At 43.8% G+C, this 18,047-nt stretch carries 18 protein-coding genes and 1 riboswitch; of the genes, 8 read left to right on the top strand and 10 right to left on the bottom strand.

What is annotated here, in order from left to right; translation table 11 throughout:
• Positions 1 to 26 precede the first annotated feature (26 nt).
• Entirely contained in the window at positions 27 to 1,121 is a 1,095-nt protein-coding gene (hppD, locus tag LWP20_RS06470; protein ID WP_242927307.1) for a 4-hydroxyphenylpyruvate dioxygenase, read from the bottom strand.
• Between the two features lie 151 nt (positions 1,122 to 1,272).
• On the opposite strand from hppD, the gene LWP20_RS06465 reads away from it, so the two are divergent.
• From LWP20_RS06465 to LWP20_RS06450, 4 genes are all read left to right on the top strand, one after another.
• Positions 1,273 to 1,671 (top strand): hypothetical protein, encoded by a 399-nt coding sequence (locus LWP20_RS06465; RefSeq protein WP_242927306.1) that lies wholly within the window; start codon positions 1,273 to 1,275, stop codon positions 1,669 to 1,671.
• Between the two features lie 262 nt (positions 1,672 to 1,933).
• Positions 1,934 to 2,386, top strand: coding sequence for a hypothetical protein (locus LWP20_RS06460; protein ID WP_242927305.1), 453 nt, complete (start codon positions 1,934 to 1,936; stop codon positions 2,384 to 2,386).
• A gap of 48 nt (positions 2,387 to 2,434) precedes the next feature.
• Positions 2,435 to 3,025, top strand: coding sequence for an HI_0983 family protein (locus LWP20_RS06455; protein WP_242927304.1), 591 nt, complete (start codon positions 2,435 to 2,437; stop codon positions 3,023 to 3,025).
• 53 nt (positions 3,026 to 3,078) lie between these two features.
• Positions 3,079 to 3,996 (top strand): hypothetical protein, encoded by a 918-nt coding sequence (locus LWP20_RS06450; RefSeq protein WP_242927303.1) that lies wholly within the window; start codon positions 3,079 to 3,081, stop codon positions 3,994 to 3,996.
• Positions 3,997 to 4,287: 291 nt separating this feature from the next.
• Here LWP20_RS06450 and trpS read toward each other — a convergent pair whose 3' ends face one another.
• From trpS to LWP20_RS06405, 9 genes are all read right to left on the bottom strand, one after another.
• Positions 4,288 to 5,262: a tryptophan--tRNA ligase gene (gene trpS / locus LWP20_RS06445; protein WP_242927302.1), complete on the bottom strand. Its 975-nt coding sequence runs from the start codon at positions 5,260 to 5,262 to the stop codon at positions 4,288 to 4,290.
• An 87-nt stretch (positions 5,263 to 5,349) separates the two neighbouring features.
• Positions 5,350 to 5,862 (bottom strand): copper resistance protein NlpE, encoded by a 513-nt coding sequence (locus LWP20_RS06440; RefSeq protein WP_242927301.1) that lies wholly within the window; start codon positions 5,860 to 5,862, stop codon positions 5,350 to 5,352.
• 273 nt (positions 5,863 to 6,135) lie between these two features.
• Positions 6,136 to 7,047: an EamA family transporter gene (locus LWP20_RS06435; RefSeq protein ID WP_242927300.1), complete on the bottom strand. Its 912-nt coding sequence runs from the start codon at positions 7,045 to 7,047 to the stop codon at positions 6,136 to 6,138.
• Positions 7,048 to 7,291: 244 nt separating this feature from the next.
• A complete protein-coding gene (locus tag LWP20_RS06430; RefSeq protein WP_242927299.1) occupies positions 7,292 to 8,083 on the bottom strand; it encodes a queuosine precursor transporter in 792 nt (263 codons plus the stop codon).
• Between the two features lie 118 nt (positions 8,084 to 8,201).
• On the bottom strand, positions 8,202 to 8,672 hold the full coding sequence (locus tag LWP20_RS06425) for a hypothetical protein (protein ID WP_242927298.1): 471 nt from the start codon (positions 8,670 to 8,672) through the stop codon (positions 8,202 to 8,204).
• Between the two features lie 84 nt (positions 8,673 to 8,756).
• Complete coding sequence (locus LWP20_RS06420) at positions 8,757 to 9,674, bottom strand: ribonuclease Z (RefSeq protein WP_242927297.1); 918 nt, start codon at positions 9,672 to 9,674, stop codon at positions 8,757 to 8,759.
• Between the two features lie 14 nt (positions 9,675 to 9,688).
• Positions 9,689 to 10,066: an STAS domain-containing protein gene (locus LWP20_RS06415; RefSeq protein WP_242927296.1), complete on the bottom strand. Its 378-nt coding sequence runs from the start codon at positions 10,064 to 10,066 to the stop codon at positions 9,689 to 9,691.
• A gap of 46 nt (positions 10,067 to 10,112) precedes the next feature.
• Positions 10,113 to 11,069 carry a phosphoribosylaminoimidazolesuccinocarboxamide synthase gene (locus LWP20_RS06410; protein ID WP_242928018.1) on the bottom strand — a complete coding sequence of 319 codons (957 nt, stop codon included), beginning with the start codon at positions 11,067 to 11,069 and terminating at the stop codon, positions 10,113 to 10,115.
• Between the two features lie 178 nt (positions 11,070 to 11,247).
• A complete protein-coding gene (locus LWP20_RS06405) occupies positions 11,248 to 12,732 on the bottom strand; it encodes an SDR family oxidoreductase (RefSeq protein WP_242927295.1) in 1,485 nt (494 codons plus the stop codon).
• A gap of 263 nt (positions 12,733 to 12,995) precedes the next feature.
• Positions 12,996 to 13,106: riboswitch (SAM riboswitch) on the top strand.
• Between the two features lie 295 nt (positions 13,107 to 13,401).
• Here LWP20_RS06405 and LWP20_RS06400 point away from each other — a divergent pair.
• The 4 genes from LWP20_RS06400 (at position 13,402) to LWP20_RS06385 (ending at position 18,032) form a co-directional block, all read left to right on the top strand.
• On the top strand, positions 13,402 to 14,730 hold the full coding sequence (locus LWP20_RS06400; protein WP_242927294.1) for an O-acetylhomoserine aminocarboxypropyltransferase/cysteine synthase family protein: 1,329 nt from the start codon (positions 13,402 to 13,404) through the stop codon (positions 14,728 to 14,730).
• Between the two features lie 8 nt (positions 14,731 to 14,738).
• Positions 14,739 to 15,800 (top strand): homoserine O-acetyltransferase family protein, encoded by a 1,062-nt coding sequence (locus LWP20_RS06395; protein ID WP_242927293.1) that lies wholly within the window; start codon positions 14,739 to 14,741, stop codon positions 15,798 to 15,800.
• Positions 15,778 to 17,028 (top strand): homoserine dehydrogenase, encoded by a 1,251-nt coding sequence (locus tag LWP20_RS06390; RefSeq protein ID WP_242927292.1) that lies wholly within the window; start codon positions 15,778 to 15,780, stop codon positions 17,026 to 17,028. Before LWP20_RS06395 ends, LWP20_RS06390 begins: the two co-directional genes overlap by 23 nt.
• A gap of 278 nt (positions 17,029 to 17,306) precedes the next feature.
• The gene (locus tag LWP20_RS06385; RefSeq protein WP_242927291.1) at positions 17,307 to 18,032 is read left to right on the top strand and encodes a S8 family serine peptidase; all 726 of its coding nucleotides are present in this window, start codon (positions 17,307 to 17,309) and stop codon (positions 18,030 to 18,032) included.
• Positions 18,033 to 18,047: the final 15 nt, after the last annotated feature.

The raw sequence follows: 18,047 nt of genomic DNA, 5'->3' as shown, positions 1-18,047 counted from the left end.
ACAACGGACTATACTTTAATAACCTGTTAAAGGTTGCCACGCAGGGCCTGCTCGCGCTCAATAGCTTCGAACAAAGCTTTAAAATTGCCTTTACCGAAAGAGCGGGCACCTTTGCGCTGAATTATCTCGAAGAACACGGTTGGGCGGTCTTCTACAGGCTTTGTAAAGATCTGCAGCAGGTAACCTTCATCGTCACGGTCAACGAGCAGGTTCAGCTTCTTAAGATCTCCCATATCCTCATCTATATGGCCTACACGCTCCAGCAGGTCTTCGTAATAGGTTTCCGGCACACGCAGGAATTCTACACCACGGCGGCGAAGCTCCTCTACAGTATGAAGGATGTTATCGGTAGCCACAGCAATGTGCTGAACACCAGCACCACGGTAAAACTCCAGGTACTCATCTATCTGAGATTTTTTCTTTCCTTCAGCAGGTTCGTTTATCGGGAATTTAATGTAGCCGTTTCCGTTAGAAACCACTTTTGACATTAAAGCTGTATACTCAGTACTGATGTCGTTATCATCAAAAGTAAGCAGCAGCTTAAAGCCCATTACATCTTCATAGAACTTCACCCACTCGTTCATCTTACCCAGCTCCACGTTGCCAACGCAGTGGTCTACATACTTCAGGCCAACAGGCTCTACCTGCAGCTCTGAGGTGCGTGCCACAAAGCCTGGCATAAATGGCCCGGTGTAGTTGGTGCGCTCTACAAACTTATGAATGGTTTCGCCATAGGTATGAATGGCAGAAACTTTTACTTCGCCAAACTCATCTGTAAGGGTAGTAGGCTCCTGGGCTGGCTTTGCACCACGGGCTACTGTATCGTAAAATGCTTTTTCGGCATCATCAACCCAAAGGGCCAAAACCTTTACGCCATCGCCGTGCAGGTGTACGTGCTGGGCTATATCAGACTCCGGACTAATGCCGGTGGTAAATACAAAGCGGATCTTATCCTGCACCAGCACATAAGAAGCACGGTCGCGCACGCCTGTTTCAGGGCCTGCATAGGCAACCAGCTTAAAGCCAAATGCTGTTTGATAGAAGTGTGCGGCCTGCTTGGCATTGCCCACATAAAACTCGATATGGTCGGTGCCGTTTAATGGCAAAATATCTGTTGGCATAGCTTTGTTTATAGTTTAAATTGTAATTCTGTAAAAATACGGTTTTTGATGCTTTAACAAAATTGAAATCTCAGTTTGTAAATTATCATGCTGTTTACTTGCAATTACTGGCACATAATTTCAATTTTGTAAAAAATAACGCACACACGCTATGAACGCTATTGCCTTAAACAGCTCTCTTGTCGCTATCATTCAAAAGAAGGAAGAACTGAACGCGCTTGACTATAACGACGCACGCTACGACGATATTGAAGAAGAATTGCACGACCTGGAAGACGACTTTAACGATGAGTTTGGCGATGACCTGGAAGATGTGCTGGAAGATGTGCACGGTAAGCTAAAGTCTGATGCTGATATTTTGTTGCCAACTGCTTACCTGGCCAGCTCGCTAAACGGCGAACACATTAACGCAAACGGTGAAAAAGAAGGTGTCTGGATCGAGTCTGACTCTTTCCCGGGAGTTGAGATGCGCCTGTTGCTTGTAGCTAACCCAGCCCGCTTTGTTGTGCTAATCGGCGACCAGCAACGCGAACTCTGGACTGCCGAATAAAGCTTTACAGTGATCAGTTAACAGTAAATAGTTAGCAGTAAAAAGTATTTGCTGCCTTTTATAAAGCCGCACCTGCCAAAGCATTAAAGCCTTGGCAGGTGCGGCTTTTTTTATACTTGACTGATTGTGAATTTTGGCTATATTGTGATAGCTGAATATTAATTCGTATTGTTTGTGCTATAATCTAGGTATTTAATTATAGTTCAGATCAGCTTAATATTATGGCTTGTACTATAGTTATGGGATAATTAGATAAAATGAAATGAGCTTTAGATTCACTAAGTTAGGGTTTAATGATGCCCTTTGGTCTTTAATACCCATCTTTCCCATAACAACAATTATTCCTGCCGCATTAGTCGCCGATTTTATAACGGGTAAAATATTTAACTGTGAGACAAGCTATAAATTAGTGCTTTTTGCTTCTATAGCTTTGACTGTACTTATAGTTTTAAATTATTTTAACAGGCTTGACCAGAAATTATCCAAAGGTAAAAATGCAGTAAAAGAAAGCTTCCGCGTTTTTAATCTTGCTATCTATACTTTAGTTAATACAGCCGCTCTCATTTTAATTCTTGGGGTTGACTTAGCGTGCAATGGCGATGGGCAAACTATTTTGGCATGCCTTTATTCTGGACCATTGGCAAGTATTTCTTTGGTGCTATTAGGTTTCGGTGCAGACTTAAAAATAAGGAAAGCAGCCCGAAACCGTATTTAAACTATAGCTTAGTTCTAATTTAACTAAGTACTTAATTTTACTATACCTATGAAACAACTTTTACTCATCCTATCCATTTTCTTATTCTCGTTCACTTTTGTATCTGATAACACTATAGAAAGGCTGTCAGTAAAAGGGCCGTTGAAGTTTAATAAAAGCAAATTTGAACTGGTCTGGACAGATAAACCCAATGACATTTACTACATACAGGAATACCTGCCAAAAGGAGAGAACCTGGAAAGCTTTAACCAGATGCTTACCATACACCTTTTTGCTACAGACTTGGAGGCTGAACAGGCTGTTGCCCAGAAAGTAAAGGAACTGGCGAAGCGCAAGCAAACAGATGAACTATGTAATTACCAGGTGAACGAAAGCCCGGATGGAAAAGAATTTATAGTTGATTTTATTCTCAGCGATAAGAAGAACGATAAAATAGCAATTGTAGAATTTAATGTTTACCGATACAAGCAGATAGAAACCGGCGCCGACAAAAAAGCTATACTTGTTTATGCTTACTCTAGCAGAAGTTACGGAGATAACATTATACCTTTCCTGAAGAACCTGAAAACAGACAGAACCCACTACCTAAAGGAGATGATTGCAGCGGATCTTCCTTCCATCAAAATCAATGAAAATTAATCAGCTCTGAAGAGCATATCTGTTTATAAAATTTTAACCAATCTGATCCTTTTATGAAACAACTTTTACTTTTAGCCATTATACTTTTTGCTTCTTTCACCGCCTTTGGTCAGATAAATGTAGAAGATTCTACTATGCAGGTTATTGGCTACTGGGACAAAAACGAAACGCAAACATATCTCATCACACACCAGAAATATAGAATATCCGGAGCTGATACTACCAAACGGGAGTTTACAAAGTATGAGGTTGATGTAACTATAAAAGACTCTACTGCCAAGTCTTATACTATAGAATGGGCATACCGAGGCGTACAAATGGATACTGACAATCAGTTCACCAAAAAGCTCGCCGAAATATCAAACAATCTTAAAGTAATTATCAAGACCAATGAGATGGGCGCTTTTGAAGAAGTTGTTAACTGGAAGGAGATTCGGGATGAAATAAAAAGAGGTACCACGCACCTGCGAAAGGAGTTTAAGCACTTGCCCGGGATAGACAAAACAATAGACCTGGTGGAAAGTATGTTTACAACGAAAGAGGCGATCGAGGCTGGCGCTATAAAAGACATACAACAATTTTATACTTACCATGGTGCGAAGTATGAGTTGGGCAAAGAAGTAAACGGGAAACTTCAGCTTACAAATCTTTTTGGTGGCAAACCTTTTGATACCGATGTAACAATAAGCCTGGATGAAATAGATGTCGAAGAGAATAACGCTATAATCCGGATGTGGCAGATCGTGGATAGCAAACAATTAACAGATGCTACCTATGCTTTCCTTAATAAAATGGCGGCAGGCACTGGTGCGAAAGCTTTAAAGCCTGGCGATTTACCTCCGCTGCAAAACGAAACCAGAACATCAGCTCGCGTACATGGTTCGGGCTGGATCATCTATAGTATAGAAACAAAGGAAGTAACAGCCGAAAACGCACTGGCCTTTGAAGAACGAATTATAGAGATAAAATAATTTTCAGATTATGTATTAGGGTTATGTTACTGGCTTGGTTGACAAATCAGACAGAACAACGAAATTATTAGTTATGTTCAGGAAGGTAGAAGAGGTATAATGCAGTTAATGAAAGATTATCATAATCTGCATCACGCTAAGTAAAATTTATTTCGAAGCTCCACATATAGTGGGGCTTTTTTTATGCTTTTTATACTTAGAACCGATGCATAGTCGATAAGAGTAAGTATAAAACAAAAGCGGCAGCCTACTCAGAGGCTGCCGCTGGTGCTTTAAAGTATAAGTATAAAATTAAAAACCCAGTTTCTGGCGAACGCGCTGCAATACCGGAGCTGCAATTGCTTTCGCTTTTTCAGCGCCTTCCTGTAGCTTCTTGTCCAGCTCAGGCAGGTTGTTCATGTAGTAGTTAAACAGCTCGCGCTCCTGGGCATACTTGGTAATGATCAGCTCATACAATGCCTGCTTGGCGTGGCCGTAACCATAGCCGCCATTCAGGTAGTTGTTGCGCATGGTTTCCACATCGGCAGGTGAGGCCAGCAAACTATAGATTTTAAAAGTTGTATCGTCGTCCGGGTTCTTTGGCTCTTCCAGTGGCGTGCTGTCTGTAACAATGCTCATGATGGTTTTGCGCAGCGGTTTATCTGCCTCAAAAATATCGATGATATTGCCATACGACTTGCTCATCTTTTCGCCGTTTATACCTGGCACCGTCATCACGGCTTCGTCTGTCTTTGCCTCCGGCAGTACAAACGTTTCGCCATAGATGTGATTAAAGCTGCTGGCTAAGTCGCGGGTAATTTCCAGGTGCTGGATCTGGTCTTTACCTACAGGTACAAAATTGGCATCGTACATCAGTATGTCAGCAGCCATCAGTACCGGGTAAGTAAATAATCCGGCATTCACATCGGCCAGGCCTCGGCGGTTCGATTTATCCTTGAAAGAGTGTGCATTGGCCAGCATCGGGAAAGGCGCAAAGCAGCTCAGGTACCAGGATAGTTCTGTAACCATCGGCACATCCGACTGGCGGTAGAAAACGTTTTTTTCAGTATCAAATCCAAAAGCAAGCCAGGCAGCCGCCACAGAATACGTGTTGTGTCGCAGCAACTCCGCATCGCGGATGGTTGTAAGCGAGTGCAAATCAGCTATAAAGTATAGCGACTCCTGCTCTGTGGTTCTGGATAACTCTACGGCAGGAATAATAGCGCCTAACAGGTTGCCCAAATGGGGCCTGCCTGTGCTCTGGATTCCGGTAAGGTAACGTGCCATGGTTGGTAGTTTTGTGTTTGAGGTTGCAAAATAACGCAAATTACCGGAAACACGTCCACCTTAGTGCGCACAAATATCAGGTTATACTTACCTTTTCTGGAGGGTATAGTTATGCTTGCTCTTGATCTCGTTTTGCTGATGGTCCAGCATTTTTAGCTGCGAGTTGCCGGCTTGCAACAGGTAAATAGGCTCGTAATTGCCTTTCGGGATAAGTTGCAGTACCATAGCTTTTGGATCTTGCTTGTTGCCCTTTGCTAAAAACCACGTGCCACTGCTTGTAAATGTATTTTTGCCGGCAGGCTTGCCCAGGTAGGTCTGCTTAAGTATAAACGAGCGGTTCTGGTCTTTTGGAGTGCCTTTTACAGAAAGCTCCATCAGTATACCTTCGCAATCGGCGCATGGTATTGTTCCGGTAAACATACCAACAGGCGCAGTAGCAGACTTTGCTGCAGTTTCCTTTGTGGTTTTAGTAGACGTTTTAGTCGTTGTCTTTTGAGGTTTCTTACCTGCCGATTTAAGCCATGCCTCGTAAGACTGTGCCGATGATGAATAACCGATAAGGAGGAAAGCTATCAGGAAAAAAGAGGTGATTGTTTTCATGTTGTTTGTAACGCTTTAAAGTTCTGCTGTACGAAAACTTTATATTTTTCAGTCGCCAAATTCCTGACTTCATTTTCTAAAATCTCCGGTCTCTTTTATTAACCTTGCAAACAAGCAGTTTAGTATACTTTATACTTACAAAATCATGTGGATCAACCTCTAATTATATGTAGGTATAAAAGCAAAATGGCCTGACATTATTGCCCGGCCATCTCACTAAAATCAACCCAAAATCTTTATTATCTTTTCATATGCTATTATTTAAATTAAACATTAAGCAGTTGCCAATTGCGTTGCCTGTTTTGTTTTTCGGATAGAATGCAAATTTGAAAGTGTGATAGCTGCCAGAATGATGGCTACACCTAACCATTGCACCGGCCATACTTCCTCCTGTAATACTATGCTCGACATGAGCACGGCTACCGGCAACTCAGCAGAGCTAAGTATAGCACTCAGTCCCAAACCAATGCGCGGAATGCCATAAGCAAAAAACAACGGTGGTATTACCGTGCCGAATAGCGAAAGTATGATTCCCCATTTCCAGAGGCCTTTTGCAAGCGCACCGTTAACCAGGAACTCCGGCGGAAACACAGACAAAACCAATACACAGGCACCTGTAAGTATAAGTGCGCTTTTAGTAGTGGGGTGCATGTTATTGCCAGCCGAGCCATTTACCGTTAAAAACAAAGTATAACAAAACGCAGCCAGCAATCCGAAACCAATGCCATGCCAGTCGAAATCAGTTAACGAACCTGAGAAAAGCCTGCCGGCTAAAGCGGTGCCAAACAATACCAGCAGCACGGTGGCTACCTGCGATAGTTTGGGCAATTTACGTTTCATAATGGCTTCTACTACCAGGCTCATCCAGGTAAATTGCATGAGCAAAAGTATAGCGATAGAGGCCGGTACAGTTTGCACGCATTTGTAATAAAAGATGCTTACTAAGCCTGTACTGGTGCCCATAGCAGCCAGTTTAAGCTTTTCTCCGAATGAAGCGCCGTTGCTTTTGCTGCCCAGCAGCTGGCGCAACAGCACGATCACCCAAAGAAAAATCAACCCAAATAATACCTGAGTGCCTGTTACGTCACCCAAGGTAAAGCCTTCTTTATATGCTAATTTTACAAAAGTCGAGAGTATTCCGAAGCTGCAAGCTCCGAGAAAAACCAAAGTAATTCCTCTGAACATAATTGTTCCGGGATTTAATGAATAAGAAAAAATTGTGAAATGCACGAGGCCTTAGCAACCTCTGAAATGGATAAACAGGGGCTCCTACAGGTCGTGGAGGACGTACCCTGTAATAAATATTTGTGTATGTGCTAAGTGTGCAGGCATAATTTCCTTTTGCGGGGTGCAAAGGTATAATAAATATTTATGCTGGCAACAATTTGAAGTATAAACTTTAATTATTTTTAGTGAAGTAGAATCAGCATCAGTTTTCGCTCTCCACTGCAGCCTCCTCGATCAGGGTTTCTGCCTGCTGGTGGCCCAGGTAACCATCTATCAGGTAATGCGCCAGGTATAGCACGGGTGTAAGAATAATGGCAATGGCAAACTTGTAAATGTAATTAATAAAGGCTACCGACAATACCAGCCCTATTGTCCAGTTGCCAAAAAGGTAGAAGGCCACGAAAAGCACCACCACGCTATCAATGAGCTGCGAGATAAGCGTAGAGCCGGTAGCGCGCAGCCAGATCATTCTGCTGCCTGTATAGTGGCGAAACCAGTGAAATACGGTAGCATCCAGGAACTGTGAAACAAGAAATGCCACCATAGAACCGATGATAATACCCAGACCCTGCCGGTAAATACTGTTATAGGCAAAATCAATGTTAAACGGATTGCCCTGAGGGTCTTTACTGTTAAGATCTACCCAGAATTGTGCAGGCGGCAGGCCCGTTACTATTGTTATAACCAGGAAAGCGTAAAGTATAAGTAACACAGTAAGTATACTTACCTTTTTAACGCCTTCTTTGCCAAAATATTCGTTGATAATGTCGGTGGTAATAAACACGACTGGCCAGATGATCACCCCGGCTGTCAGGTTAAAATCATAGGCTGCGCCAAGTACATTTATCTGTGCGCCCGGCAACCCGAACAAGGCTTCGCCAGAAAATATTTTCACACCGATCAGTTCTGCGAGCAGGGCATTGGAAATAAAAATGCCGCTAAGTATAAGAAAGAGCTGTGTGCGCTTTTTTTCGGAAGTAGAGGTTGGTGCCATAGTTTTTTGCCGGCTTTGCAAGTATACATGTTACTCAACACTTCGCCAGGAATTGTGGTGTAAAACTATAGCAAAATAGGGATAAATAGCTAAAGTATAAAACTGTCTTTTTAAGCGATCAACCCTTTATGTCTTCTTCGCAATTCGTTTTAATTAAAGGCTTACTTTTGCTGAAATCAAGGTTACGTTTATTTGGGAACACCATTTTTCCTGCTTGTTCTGTAACCTCACCATAGCCTTCTACTAACGTATTTCCCTGTTTCAGAAACAAAACTTCCCGTACCGATTCTATGCCTTCTGACATAAAAGTATAATCGGCTAAAAGTGTGTCGCCGTGAATTTTCCCCTTGATCGTGCCTGTGTTTTTATCCTTTTGAAAGTAGTTGTAGACCAGCTCACCGGTAAAGGTTTTGCCTTGTACATTCAGGTGAAACAATACAGTATCCTGAGGCGAAAAGTATGCATAACAACCTGAGATATCGGTAGCAGTTATAGTTGCTTTTTGGGTAGCTTCCGGTTTTTCGGTTTGATGGTTACAACTGGCCAGGTAAACCAAAGTAAGTATGGAAAGTAGCAGTTTATACTTCATTGTTTTTAAGATAAGTATAAAGCTTTAATTGCAAGACGAATTTATAGTTACACTAAAAGTATAGTTAGCTATTTATACTTGAGACTACTCCCTGATGCAAAAAATACTGCCTTCCGATGCCAGATCGGTCTTCGGAAATACTTCCTGGGCTTCGAATAATAGGGGTGTGAGATCTTTGTAACGGACAGAGAAATGGCCGATAAGCAAATGCCGTACCTGGGCAGCGACAGCAAGCTCGGCAGCCTGGCGGGCGGTACTATGGAAAGTATAATAAGCGCGCTCGCGTAACTCGTCGGTAAAAGTGGCTTCGTGGTAAAGCAAGTCTACGTGGCGCAGGTAAGGCAGCAGCGAGGGTTTGTAGCGGCTATCGGCACAATAGGCGTAACTGCGGCTACGCTTGGGTTCCAGCGTAACGTCATCGTTGTATACAATAATCTCCCCCGATTCGTCCTTAATGTCTTCGCCCCATTTCAGGCGCACAAGTTGTGGCGGCGTCAGGAAGGAGGGAAGCTTTTCTTTAATGAGCGGACGCGGTTTTGGTTTCTCTCTGAACAGGAAGCCACAGCAAGGCACACGGTGCTCCATAGGTATGGTGTGCACGGTTGTCTGTTTGTCTTCATATATTTTTTTGTAGCACGTAGTATCCAGCTCATGGAAAATAAGCTTGAAATTCAGGTTAGTACCTGAATATTTAAACTGCAGTGCTAAGATTTCGGAGAGGCCGGGAGGACCAAAAAGGTGGAGGGGGAGTTGCCTGCCCTGCAGGTGCATGGTAGACAAAAGCCCTGCCAGGCCAAAGTAATGATCGCCGTGCAGGTGGCTGATATAAATATTGCAAATGCGCTGGTGCTTTATCTTGTAAAGCATCAGCTGCATTTGCGTGCCCTCACCGCAGTCAATCAGGTGGTATTGATTGCCAATGGTGAATAATTGGGCGGTATGGTGTCTGTTTGCCGATGGAGTGGCCGACGAACTTCCGAGTATTCTCAGTTCGAAATCCACCTTAGGCAGTAATTTTAGTCTTCCTTGTTAGTCAGATCCTGCTCAATCTCGTGTAAAAAAACACGGTCAATAGCTTCTTCTACTGAAGGCAGGATGTTGAGCACAGACTCCAGTTTAGAGATCGTGATCAGTTTCATCACATGGTCCTGCAGGCTTGTAAGTATAAGCAAACCGTTAGAAGAGTTGCAAAGTCTGTTAGCGATCAGAATAGAGCTAAGCCCGGAAGAATCAGTATATTTTACATTATTCAGGTCAAGAATCAGGTTGGTGATCCCTTCGGCATTCAATTTCACGAATTCTGACTTAAGGTCCGGCGCAATTGAAGTGTCCAACTTCTTCTCGTCTATCGTGATAATTGTGTAGTTTTCTTTCTTATCAATCGTGTACTTCATAGATCTACCAGTAAAGGATTTAAACGCGAATGTACCAAAATCTACTTTAAATATCGTAATCTTTGGCGTTAAAAATGTTTTGTGCTATCTGCTTTTCAATGCGATCAAGCACTTGGTTATAGTTTTCTTTTATAAAAGTATGGCCGGTAAATACCTCAAATAACTCGATATAGCGCTCCGAAATAGAAGTTACTACATCGTCTGTCATGTCTGGCACCTGTTGGCCGTCCTTCCCCTGAAAACCGTTCTCAATCAGCCACTGCCGCACAAATTCTTTCGATAACTGTTTCTGCGGTTCGCCATTTGCCTGGCGTTCTGCATAACCTTCGCTATAAAAATAACGCGACGAATCTGGTGTATGTATTTCATCGATCAGGTAAACCTGGCCGTTATACTTTCCAAACTCATACTTTGTATCTACCAGAATCAGGCCACGTTGCTGCGCCAGCTCGGTTCCACGGGCAAAAAGAGCGCGTGTATAATGCTCTAATTTAATATAATCTTCTTTAGATACAATGCCTTTTGCTAAAATTTCTTCTCTTGAAATGTCTTCATCATGGCCTTGATCGGCTTTGGTAGTAGGCGTGATGATGGGCTCCGGAAGTTTATCGTTTTCACGTAATCCTTCTGGTAATGCTACGCCACAAACCATGCGTTTGCCGGCCTTGTATTCGCGCCAGGCATGGCCTGCCAGGTAACCCCGTATTACCATTTCTACCTTAAAAGGCTCACAACTGAAACCAATGGTTACATTTGGGTCCGGGGTTGAGATTACCCAGTTCGGAACAATGTCGGAAGTGGCTTTAAGGTTGAGGCTGGCAATCTGGTTTAGTACCTGGCCTTTGTAAGGAATGGCGCGCGGAAGCACCACATCGAAGGCAGAGATACGGTCGGTAGCAACAAGGGCTATCTTATCCTGAAAATAATAAACATCACGTACTTTGCCTCTATAAAAACCGGTTTGGCCGGCGAAGGAAAAATTAGTTTCTTTTATGGCCTCCATGTAGTCTGTCGGGTTATAGACGGGCAAAGTTAATTATATTTTAGAGTGTGGAAAATAAATCGTTGTTAAGTTAAAATTGTAGTAATGCCCTGATTCCATATATAGTTTCAGGACAATGTTGCAGTATACTTTCCCTCATAATTTTTAGTTTTAGACTATAATACTTATACTTTGTACATTAAGTAGAATATTTGCTGTTTCTAATATTTAACTGTTTTTGCGGTGGCTTATATCCGATAATGTTGCGGGCCATACCTCCGAAAATTATAAAGTGGAAAGGTAGCAACATGTACCAGTATAATCTGCCTAATAAGCCATCGGGCCTGAAAGCGGCCAGTTGTTCCAGGTAATTTCCGTCGGGTTCTTCGCAGATTTTAAACTGTAACCAAGCCTCACCGGGCAATTTCATTTCAGCATACAGGAGCATGCGCCTGCTCTTTTTATCAGCAAGCAGCACGCGCCAGAAATCTATCGTATCGCCGGCAAAAACATGGTCGGGGCTGCGGCGGCCACGCCTTAAGCCAACGCCACCTACCATTTTATCCAGTAAACCCCGTATACTCCATAAAAAATCAGTTTTGTACCAGCCACGGTTGCCACCAATGCTCCAGATATTAGCCATCACTTCATCGGGGTCTCTGTCAAATTTCAGCCGTTGTTTATCGGTCAACACCCCATGTTCCGGAATCTGTACAAAGTCCATGTAATTCAGGGCCATCGTGCCGCTTACCAACGCATCTTTCCAGCTGGAAACCACAGCGTTCTGTTCTATTTTTGAGAAAGCAAGTTTAACGGCTTCTTCATAATTCAGGCAGTTGTGTGGTATGATCTGTTGGATGGAAGAATCCTTAACCACGGCATCGTTTCGCAAACTATCTACCAGGCTGCGTGCTATGGTATAACTCGTACTGGTGACAAAGTATAACCAGTAAGAAGATAACCGTGGCGTAAGTACCGGCAGTGTAAAAATAAAACGTTTCAGATGGCGTACTTCGGCCAGTTTCAGCAGCATTTGCTTGTAGGTAAGTATGTCTGGCCCGCCAATTTCAAAACGTTTTTCAAAGCAATCTTCCCGGCCTAAAACCGCTGTCAGGTACGTTAGTACATCGCGTATGGCAATGGGCTGGCACTTAGAGTTCAGCCATTTTGGTGTTACCATTACAGGTAGCTTTTCAACCAGATCACGGATGATTTCGAAAGAGGCACTGCCTGAGCCAATAATAATTGCTGCCCGCAAAACTGTTAAATGGGCGCTGGCATTATCAAGCACATCTTCTACATGCCGCCTGGAGGTCAGGTGTTTCGACAGGTTTTTATCGTTGGAAATACCGCTCAGGTAAATGATCTGCCGGGCGATGGTGGTATTGAGGTAGTTTACAAAATTAGTTGCCGAGTCTTCTTCCGCTTTATCAAAACTGTTGCCGCTTCCGCCCATGGAATGCACCAGGTAATAAGCGGCTTCAATATCAGTTGGCAGTGCCAGTAAGGTTTCAGGTCGAAGCAGGTCGCCTTGTATTACCTGCACTTTCTCTTTCAGGGTTTCAGGCACATCAAACCGGCGGGGGTCGCGCACCACGCAAACTACCTCATGCTGCTGCTCTACCAGCAGCGGAAGCAGGCGTTTTCCAATGTAGCCGTTGGCTCCTGTCAGGAGTAATTTCATAGTTTATACTTAGGCTTTCAGCTATAGCTGTTACTGCTGCAACAGCTGGCCGGTAAAGTTGTTTAGTTTTAATAATTATACTTTTCCGGTTTTGATAAACAAGGTGTAAATAGTGGGTGTATATTTATACTTGTAAGTATAAGTTAATCAATCTGTTTTGAAGTTGATTGTGCCAGGTTAAAAATATTTTCAAAAATTATTTTGGATTATACTTCTGGGCCCTGTAATATTGCATCATCAAGTCAATGATCCCTGTGGTTATTGATTTATAAAGAAGCGCGGAGAGACAGGCTCTATGAAACGCTAGCAACCTAACCACCGTGGTTAAGGTGCTAATTCCTGAATCCGGAGAAACACCCGGATGCATATAAATTGATAACAAGATGAAAAAGGGAATTAAGCCAACACAACAACCGTATTTTATTTTTTCGCCGTCAGTAAACCTGTCGCTATCAGCGGGCACTTTTTCTTTCGGTTCCGTTAGCACGTCCATGTCTGCCATGGGCTGCTGTTGCTGTATGTGCTAAACAGCTAAAATCTCCTGCATTTTATACTTGCCGGTTTGCCACAGACGCTCGTCTGTAGCCAGCGCACTTGTATACTTGTCTTCTCAAAAATCTTAATCAAAACTATACTAATCTTTCTTTAATCTATTTAATCAGAACAACTATGTCTAAATCATTGCATTTCGAAACACTACAGCTACATGCCGGCCAGGAAATAGATCCAACAACTCAGTCGCGCGCTGTACCCATTTACCAGACATCGTCTTATGTTTTTAAGAACGCCGAACATGGTGCCAACCTGTTTGCCCTGAAGGAATTCGGTAACATTTATACACGCATTATGAACCCTACTACCGATGTGTTTGAAAAGCGCATTGCGGCACTGGAAGGTGGTGTGGCTGCGGTAGCAACTGCTTCGGGTCAGGCAGCGCAGTTTTTGGCGCTTACCAATATTTTGCAGGCAGGCGATAATTTTGTGTCTACCAGTTTCCTGTATGGCGGTACTTTTAACCAGTTCAAGGTTTCGTTTAAAAGATTGGGCATTGAGGCTCGTTTTGCCGAAAGCGATGAAGTAGGAAGCTACGAAAAGCTGATTGATGCGAATACCAAAGCCATCTATGTAGAAACAATCGGAAACCCGCGTTTTAACATTCCGGATTTTGAAAGTATAGCCGCACTGGCCCGAAAGTATGATATTCCGCTTATAGTTGATAATACGTTTGGTGCAGGCGGTTACCTGTTTCGTCCGCTTGAGCACGGCGCTAACGTAGTAGTTCAATCTGCTACTAAATGGATTGGCGGCCACGGCACCAGCGTTGGAGGTGTGATAGTGGATGGCGGTAACTTTAATTGGGGCAACGGTAAATTTCCGCAATTCTCCGAGCCATCCGAGGGATACCATGGCCTAAATTTTTGGGAGGTTTTCGGCACGGATGGGCCATTTGGCAACATTGCTTTTGCTATCCGGGCCAGGGTAGAAGGTTTACGTGATTTTGGTCCTTCATTAAGTCCTTTTAACTCCTTTCTGCTGATTCAGGGCCTGGAAACGTTGTCGTTACGCGTAGACAGGACCGTACAGAATGCGCTTTCGCTTGCCGAATGGCTGGAGCAGCACGAACTGGTAGAAAGCGTTAATTATCCGGGCTTACCATCCAGCAAATATCATCATTTGGCAAAGAAATACCTGAAGCGCGGCTTTGGTGGAGTACTTTCCTTCAAGTTAAAAGGCGATAAGCAGGAAACAGAGCTGTTTGTGAACAGCCTGCAATTGGTAAGCCACCTGGCAAACGTAGGCGATGCCAAAACATTAATCATCCATCCGGCCTCTACTACACACCAGCAGTTAAGCGATGCAGAACAAAAGAGCGCAGGTGTTGAGCCAACGCTGTTGCGCGTGTCGGCGGGTATCGAACACATAGACGATATAAAAGCAGATTTTGAACAGGCTTTCGCAAAAGTTAAAGAACTGCAAAGCGAAGCCATCCTGAATTAAACCTAACCATGCCAGTACATAACACTTTCCATTACCAAAAGGCGTTTGAGCTGGAGTCGGGTGCAACGCTGCCCGGCTTCCAACTTGCCTATACTACCTATGGCCACCTGAACCCGCAACGCGACAATGTGGTGTGGGTGTGCCATGCCTTAACCGGCAATTCTGACTTTACAGATTGGTGGGGCGGATTGTTTGGTGAAGGTAAAGTATACGACCCTGATGAATGGTTTATAGTTTGCGCCAATACACTGGGTGGGTGTTATGGTTCTACCGGTCCTCTGTCAGTAAACCCGGATACGCTGAAGCCATACTTTCATACTTTCCCGCATCTTACCAACCGGGATATTGTAGCCGCTTTTGATCTGCTAAGGCAAGAGTTTGAACTGGATAAGGTACATACTTTGATCGGCGGATCTTTGGGTGGGCAGCAGGCATTGGAATGGGCATTACAGAAGCCCGATGTGTTTGAAAGATTAGTGCATGTTGCGTCTAATGCGCGCCATTCGCCTTGGGGGATTGCTTTTAACGAAAGCCAGCGCATGGCTATCAGGCAAGACGCCAGTTGGGCAACCGAAAGTGAAATAGCTGGCCTGGTCGGACTTAAAACTGCCCGCGCCATTGCCATGCTTTCATATCGGCATTACAACAGCTATAACAACTCGCAGCAGGAGCCAGGCAATAGTATAACCGATAATTACAGAGCGGCCTCTTACCAGATTTACCAGGGAGAGAAATTAGCAAAACGCTTCAATGCCTATACTTACTGGCTGCTAACCAAAGCAATGGACTCGCATCACGTGGGGCGTGGCAGAGGCGGTGTAGAGAAAGCACTATCACATCTGAAAGCCAAAACCCTATTTGTTGGTGTAGATACTGATCTTCTTTTCCCGGTGGAAGAACAGAAATTTCTGCATGAACAGGTGCCGGGTTCTCTTTTTGCCATTATCCGCTCAGATTATGGGCACGATGGTTTTCTGGTTGAAACCGAACAACTGGAAAAAGCCATCTCATCATTTTATAAACAGGAACTTCGAAGCAAGCTATACTATGAAACGCAGGAACAGGATTAAACGCATCGGTATTTTTGGCTTCGGCTGTGTTGGGCAGGGGCTTTATGATGTGCTACAAGCTAACCCGGATTTTGGGCTGGAGGTAGGAGGTATTTGTGTAAAAGATAAAGAAAAGCCTCGCACCCTGCCTTCATCCGCTTTTACTTATAACCCACAGGATTTGCTCCGGGATGAAAGTATAGATTTACTGGCAGAACTGATCAGCGATCCTGTAGAGGCTTTGCTTATAGTCAGGCAAGCGCTGCAGGCTGGCAAAACTGTAGTATCGGCCAATAAAAAGATGATAGCTGAGAACCTGCCTGAGTTGGTGGAGCTGCAGCAAAAGTATAACGGGGTATTGCTTTACGAGGCATCGGTATGTGGCAGCATTCCTATACTTCGTACGCTGGAGGCATACTATGGTACCGAGCAAGTACATGAGGTCAGTGGTATACTGAACGGGTCATCTAATTATATACTAAGTAAGCTGCATTCAGAAGGTATAAATTATGCTGAAGCCCTGAAGCAGGCGCAGGATCTTGGGTTTGCAGAAGCTGACCCGGCATTGGATGTGAAAGGTATTGATGCCCTGAACAAGCTTTGCATTATTGCAGCACATGCTTTTGGTACTGTAGTTTATCCGGAGGAAGTTCTGTGTTCTGGTATACAGCATATTAAAGAAGAAGACGTAGCGCTGGCAAAGGCACTGGGGGCAAATTTGAAACTGGTGGCAAGCGCCAGGCGAACCGAAACCGATAGATTGGAATTACAAGTGTTGCCAACCTTTGTGCCGGTAAGCAATGAGTTATACTTTGTGGATGCGGAATTTAACGGCGTTCAGGTAGAAGCTAGGTTTGCAGGTAACCAATTTCTGAAAGGTCGTGGTGCTGGCAGCCATCCAACGGGCTCAGCAGTCTGGGCCGATGTGGCTGCCGCATTAGCCGGATACAAGTATAACTATACAAAACTGAATGGTCAGAAACCAGCAGCTTCAGATGCTTACACCATTCAGGTTTATGTGCGTTCCAAAAATGGAGCTATTCCGAAGCTGCCCTGGTTACAGGTTAAGCCGCTGCCCGGAATAGAAAATGCGTATTCAGGAAGTATAAATACCAGCGATTTGCTTCTATTCCGAACCGAATTGGAAAAGGCAGGAGCTTTTATTGCACACGTACCGGAGCTGTATGATTTTGAGGAATTAGCCATCGTGGCAGCAAGTATAAATTCAGAGGTTGAAATAGCTGGTTAAACCAGGTTGTGGTGTTCGTGGCAGGCAGCAGATTCAGGATCGTAGAAACTTAAAGTTTTAAAGGGATAAACATATCAGTACAATTAGCAGAAACACAAAACGCATACTTCGGATTTTATAGTTTTTAGTGAACAGCCCCAATTTATAGTTGAATTGGAGGTAATCTAGGTGTAATAGCTTATTATGCTTTTATAGCTATAATAGATAGGAGTTTATGTAGCTGTTATTCAGTGTATAACGTACAAGTAATATCTGAGAAGCTATAAAATTGTACGACTATGAAGATTCTTTTACCCCTGCTCGGCAGTATCTTCGCCTTATGCATTTTAACGGCATGCGACCACGATTCTGCCTCTCCAATTCGCAACGTACGCTTCGATCCTAAACTGCTGAACCAACTACAGGATGGTAGTAATACTGCCTGCACCAACTATACTTATAACTATGGTGGTAAAGCGAAATACCTGGGTGCGGTTAACACCCGGCAAATTATCGTGGCGTTCGACGAAAACCTTTCATTCGCAGATCAGCAAGATCTGCTGGCTAATTTTGGTTTTGTAAAAGGCCTGGGCAATGCAACTGCTACATCTTCTGCTAAATTATTTACTGTAGAACTTGAAAGTGGCCTGAGCTGCAGACAGGTAGAGCAGGCTATAAAAGTGCTGCAACAAAGCCAGGGTATCCGGTATGCCGCCCCGTTTTTTCAGGATGGCGCACAAATGTTGGGTATCAGCAACGAACTGCTTGTAACATTAAAGCAATCAGATGATCTGAAGCAATTAAGAAGTCTACTTGCTGCCTCAAATGCTGCTATTGTAATGCCTCTGGATGAGCTTACTTACCTGGTTCGTGTTGATAAGAACTCTGCAGGCAATGCCCTTGAACTGGCAAATTCATTGCAAAATGAGCAAACTGTTGCACACGCAGAGCCTGATTTTATACTTTCGTCCGGAGATTTGAAAACCTCTGGCACACAGCGCAGAAATGCAGTGGTTATTGAGTAAAAATCTCTAATTGTA

This window comes from Pontibacter vulgaris, from assembly GCF_022758145.1.
Taxonomy (GTDB): Bacteria; Bacteroidota; Bacteroidia; order Cytophagales; family Hymenobacteraceae; genus Pontibacter; species Pontibacter vulgaris.
Note: the sequence above shows the minus strand (reverse complement) of the source record. Positions and strands in the feature narration are given on the sequence as shown.

Excerpts from the sequence above, each read along its gene's own strand:
- LWP20_RS06440 (WP_242927301.1), bottom strand. The coding sequence starts at position 5,862 with ATGAAAACAATCACCTCTTTTTTCCTGATAGCTTTCCTCCTTATCGGT.
- trpS (WP_242927302.1), bottom strand. The coding sequence starts at position 5,262 with ATGGCACGTTACCTTACCGGAATCCAGAGCACAGGCAGGCCCCATTTG.
- hppD (WP_242927307.1), bottom strand. The coding sequence starts at position 1,121 with ATGCCAACAGATATTTTGCCATTAAACGGCACCGACCATATCGAGTTT.
- LWP20_RS06425 (WP_242927298.1), bottom strand. The coding sequence starts at position 8,672 with ATGAAGTATAAACTGCTACTTTCCATACTTACTTTGGTTTACCTGGCC.
- LWP20_RS06400 (WP_242927294.1), top strand. The coding sequence starts at position 13,402 with ATGTCTAAATCATTGCATTTCGAAACACTACAGCTACATGCCGGCCAG.
- LWP20_RS06415 (WP_242927296.1), bottom strand. The coding sequence starts at position 10,066 with ATGAAGTACACGATTGATAAGAAAGAAAACTACACAATTATCACGATA.
- LWP20_RS06450 (WP_242927303.1), top strand. The coding sequence starts at position 3,079 with ATGAAACAACTTTTACTTTTAGCCATTATACTTTTTGCTTCTTTCACC.
- LWP20_RS06435 (WP_242927300.1), bottom strand. The coding sequence starts at position 7,047 with ATGTTCAGAGGAATTACTTTGGTTTTTCTCGGAGCTTGCAGCTTCGGA.
- LWP20_RS06385 (WP_242927291.1), top strand. The coding sequence starts at position 17,307 with ATGAAGATTCTTTTACCCCTGCTCGGCAGTATCTTCGCCTTATGCATT.
- LWP20_RS06410 (WP_242928018.1), bottom strand. The coding sequence starts at position 11,069 with ATGGAGGCCATAAAAGAAACTAATTTTTCCTTCGCCGGCCAAACCGGT.
- LWP20_RS06405 (WP_242927295.1), bottom strand. The coding sequence starts at position 12,732 with ATGAAATTACTCCTGACAGGAGCCAACGGCTACATTGGAAAACGCCTG.
- LWP20_RS06455 (WP_242927304.1), top strand. The coding sequence starts at position 2,435 with ATGAAACAACTTTTACTCATCCTATCCATTTTCTTATTCTCGTTCACT.
- LWP20_RS06430 (WP_242927299.1), bottom strand. The coding sequence starts at position 8,083 with ATGGCACCAACCTCTACTTCCGAAAAAAAGCGCACACAGCTCTTTCTT.
- LWP20_RS06465 (WP_242927306.1), top strand. The coding sequence starts at position 1,273 with ATGAACGCTATTGCCTTAAACAGCTCTCTTGTCGCTATCATTCAAAAG.
- LWP20_RS06395 (WP_242927293.1), top strand. The coding sequence starts at position 14,739 with ATGCCAGTACATAACACTTTCCATTACCAAAAGGCGTTTGAGCTGGAG.
- LWP20_RS06460 (WP_242927305.1), top strand. The coding sequence starts at position 1,934 with ATGAGCTTTAGATTCACTAAGTTAGGGTTTAATGATGCCCTTTGGTCT.
- LWP20_RS06390 (WP_242927292.1), top strand. The coding sequence starts at position 15,778 with ATGAAACGCAGGAACAGGATTAAACGCATCGGTATTTTTGGCTTCGGC.